This is a genomic window from Rubrivirga sp., assembly GCF_049648075.1.
Taxonomy (GTDB): Bacteria; Bacteroidota; Rhodothermia; order Rhodothermales; family Rubricoccaceae; genus Rubrivirga.
Map to the genome: position 1 here is coordinate 1 of NZ_JBARYR010000700.1, position 2,400 is coordinate 2,400.

Here is a 2,400-nt window from a genome sequence, read left to right on the forward strand (position 1 = left end):
GAAGCTGACCGTGCTGAGCGGCTGGGGGTTCTCACCCACGACGCCGGCGAGCTCGTGGACGTACCGGCCCGCGACGGCGTCGCCACCCACGGCCTCGAGGACGACGCGGCCCTCGAGCGTGGTCGGGTCGATGGCCTCCGTGAAGGCGACCGTCACGACGGGTCGGAGCTCTGCGCCTTCGCTGTTCGGGCTCGGATCGCTGGCCGACAAGCGCGGCGGGGCGATGTCGGGGAAGCTGGACGTGAACGTGAGCGAGTAGGCGTCGCCCGGCGTGCCGTCGCCGTTCCCATCGAGGACGCTGCCGTTCGACGTGGCGGCCGTCCCGGCGAGCGTCGCCGTGAACTGGGTGCGGGCGGGGAGGGCGTCGTCGGGGTTGAAGAACAGCTCGTAGCCGCCGCGCTCGAACGAGACCGTGCCCGAAATCGGATCGCCGCCGGCCGTCGGAGCGAGCGAGAATGCGGGAGCAGCCGTGGCCGGGTCGAGCGGCCGGCTGAACGTCAGCTTGATCGCGTCCGTGACCGGGAACGCGTCCTCACCTTCCTCAGGGCGAGCATCGACGACGGTCGGCGGGATGGTTGAGACCAGGCGAAGGTCGGCGAACGTAAACGTCGAGTCCTGGACCGTGACCTCGATGGAGGCCGAGTCGTAGCCCGGCGCCGAGGCCGTCACCGTGACGGTCCCCGAGGGCATGTCCTCGAGGTAGTAGAACCCGTTGGACAGCTCGCCGGGGTCGCTCGAGTAGCGGTCGAACAGCGACTCGAACGTGTCGGTCGTGTACGTCTGTCCCGCGACCTCGACGGTGGCGCCATTGATCGGCCGGTTGCTCTCGGCGTCGGACACGACGCCCGTCGCGATCCGGTGCGTCGTGCGCTCGATGTCGTGGTAGTCCAGGATGGCCCAGTAGAACGCCTGCGCCTCGAGCCGCTTCCAGTCGTCGTTCATGTTGAGCGTGTTCTGGCGGGGGTTCGTGTGGAACCCGGACTCGCTCAGGACAGACGCCATGTTCGACTCGCGGTTGACGAACAGGTAGGGGAACTGGTTGTCGTGGCTGTCTGGGAAGCCTTGGTAGAACGTCCGATCCGCGAAGTTGCCCTGGCCGGCTGCCGGAAGCCTCAGCGCCTCCATATTGGCCTCGAGGAACTCGGCCCCCATGCGGCCACCGCCGACCGGCGTCTTCTCGACCGTCTGGCCGCCGCGCCGCCAGCCGCCGTAGAGCATTAAGACGTTGTTCGTCGTCGGCCCGGCCGCGTTGCTATGGATCGAGTGGAAAAAGTCGGCGCCGACCGAGTTGGCGAAGTCGGTCCGCTGGCGCAGGCTCACCTGCTGCTGGTCGTTCGTCCTCGAGATGTAGACCGTGTCGATGTCCGTCCGGGTCAGCAACATCTCGCGCAGCGCGAGCCCCACGCGGACGACTTTCTCGGCCTCGGAGTAACCGTAGATCCCCTGGTTCTCGGTCTGGCTGTGGCCGGGATCGAGGAACAAGCTCCACTCCGACAAGCCCGTCACCTGGGCAAAAGAGGCGGGCGCGAGCAAGAGGGCGAGAAGCCCGGTAGCGAAAAAGCGTGTCATCGGGCTACTGGGCGAGCGTGAGAGCGTAGAGAGCGCCGTCCTCGAGGTCGACGAAGGCGAGACGGGACCCGTCCGGCGACCACGACGGGTCGACCTCGAGGCGGTCCACCGTCGAGGTCAGCGTGACGCGGGCCGAGCCGTCGGTGCGGACGGCGATCAGGTCGGAGGCGGTGATGTGGTGGCCGTCGTCCTGCGTCGCGGCGAACGCGATCCACTCGCCGTCGGGCGACCACGTCGGCGCGCCGCCCGGTCCCAGGTCGACGAGGTTTCCGCCCTCGAGGTCGGACACGAACAGGTTTCCGCCCAAGACCTCGAACGCCACGCGCTGTCCGTCGGGCGACGGCGTCACGTTGAACGCCGACGTCGGCCCGACCGAGCGCGTCGTCCCCGTTGACGGCTCACCGATCACCAAGCGACCTCGGGAGAACAAAGCGACGGGCTCGTCCAGGAGCAAGGCGTCGTCTCCGAGAGCGACGACCTCGAGGCCGGCGCGCGACGCGAGCGCGACGTGTCCCGTCCCGACCCATCGGGGCAGCCCGGCCATCTCCAGCCGCTCGTCCGTCAGCTCTCGGACCGCCCCATCGAGACTGACGACCTCGAGGGCGTGGACACGCTGCGTGCCCTCTTCACGAGCCGTCCGCGTCGCGATGGCCGTTCCGTCCGGCGACCACGCATACCCGAACCCGACGCCGGGCGAGTCGCTGATCTGCCGGCTCGTTCCGCCCGGAGTCATGACCCAGAGCCCTCGGAAACCGGGACGCGTGAACGCCACCAACGAGCCGTCCGGCGACCACGATGGCCGGGCGGCGGGCTCGGCCTCGAGGCCGAGGC

2 protein-coding genes are annotated in these 2,400 nt (G+C 69.1%); both read right to left on the reverse strand.

All coding sequences use genetic code 11. The features are described 5' to 3' along the window. The coding region (locus tag WBA11_RS18515) for an Ig-like domain-containing protein (protein ID WP_424522111.1) at positions 1-1,569 on the reverse strand (1,569 nt) is incomplete at its 3' end. 4 nt (positions 1,570-1,573) lie between these two features. Further along, positions 1,574-2,400 (reverse strand): TolB family protein (locus tag WBA11_RS18520; RefSeq protein ID WP_424522112.1); only part of this gene is annotated, 827 nt, incomplete at its 5' end.